Origin of the sequence: Scytonema sp. PCC 10023 (genome assembly GCF_963920835.1) — a bacterium.
Lineage (GTDB): Bacteria > Cyanobacteriota > Cyanobacteriia > Cyanobacteriales > Nostocaceae > Kalymmatonema.
This window is the reverse complement of record NZ_CAWUDP010000282.1, coordinates 1-1,552: the sequence shown is the minus strand read 5'-3', so window position 1 is coordinate 1,552 and position 1,552 is coordinate 1. Positions and strand designations below refer to the sequence as shown.

General features: G+C 41.7%; 1 protein-coding gene. It reads right to left on the bottom strand.

The genetic code is table 11. The features are described from left to right. Positions 1 to 95: 95 nt before the first annotated feature. Positions 96 to 1,552 (bottom strand): group II intron reverse transcriptase (locus ACM0OZ_RS48715; RefSeq protein ID WP_414590136.1); only part of this gene is annotated, 1,457 nt, incomplete at its 5' end.

Genomic DNA, 1,552 nt, shown 5'->3' with positions numbered 1-1,552 from the left:
CGGGTAGAGTCGATAGGAGGTATTACTCTCCGTACCTCTCTGTTAAATCTAGACGTGAAACTTTCGTTTCATCCAGCTTCCGATATTCTTAGAGGTTAGTTAGCTTTTGTATTCCTTCTCTCCCTGCTACTAGGAGTTTGCGCCTGCAAGAATTCTACAAATTTCACTTCCTCTTTGCTCATGTGGATGTAGTCATGACAGCTTTCGTGTATTACTATTAGGTTTGTATCCTTCCAGTTTTCATGATTGCCGTCTCTGTGATGTATATGTACTCTTTCTTCTGAGGTCAGTTTGTGACCACAGTATCCACACGTATGGCTTTGCTTTCTTAATAGTTTTGAGGTTGTGCCGTCGTATAGTTTGCTGTTCCTTTCAGACCAGTAGACTAAATCTCCGTCGAATGGTGATTTATTTCCTTTGACTTTGATGTGACGGTTTTCGGAGTAAGGAACCGTAGGGAAGGCTTGTTTTACCAGCTTTTCAACTGATAGCCTATCTTGTTTGGTTTCTTTGTTAAATACCGTGAATGCTCTATGGTTCATATGCCACAGTGAGAAGCGTGACCCGTCCATTTTGCAGTACTTATGGTATTGTCTCCAGCCCCTAACTATTGGTGTTAGCTTTTGGGCTTTCACCTTAGCGCCATAATTCGAGCTATTGACGATTTTCTTGACTTTCTTATGAAAAGCTTTGTAGTTTTCCTCTGAGGGAACACATCTAAACTTCCCGTTTTGCTGTACTTTAAAATGCCAGCCTAGAAAGTTGAATCCATCTGTCGAGGCGGTTAGCTTTGTCTTTTTCTCGCTTATCTTTAATCTTCTTTTGGCTAGGAATTGGTTGATTTTGTCAAGTAGTTCTTCTTCGCTTTCTCCTGGTTTAAGGAAGAATACCATATCATCTGCATATCTTACAGATGGGTGAATTTCCTCTACTCCGTTGAGGGCGATATTAGCTAATAATGGACTTACCACACCTCCTTGTGGGGTTCCTTGTTCAGGAAATTCTGGGTTTATTCCTGCTTTTAATGCTCGGAAAATCCCATCCCTTAATGCTCTTGGAGCTATGAGGTTTTCCATGATGGTGGAGTGGTTTATCCGGTCGAAACATTTTTCTATATCAAGCTCAAGGATTCTCTTGTTTATGCCATTGGCTTTTGAGTTTAAGTTGTTAAACACTTGCTTTTGGGCATCGTGGGCAGAGCGCCCGGTTCTGAATCCATAGCTGTTTTCATGAAAAGTTGCTTCGTGTGCTGGTTCTAATGCGTATTTAGCTAGGCATTGCCAAGCTCTATCCGCAATGGTAGGGACTTTCAGGTATCTAATGGAGCCGTCTTTCTTGGGAATTGGTATCTTTCTTAATCTGTTGTGATACCATTGCGGTTGTCTGAGGAGAAGTTCAAGATTGAACCGTTCTTCAAACGTTAAGGCAGTTTTTCCATCGATGCCTGCTGTCTTTTTACCAGCATTTAGCTGAGTTACTTGACGAATCGCCAGAAACCTAGCTGCTTTGGATTTCAGAATTAGCTTTTGTAGTGACCTAGCTTTGCGCTTGT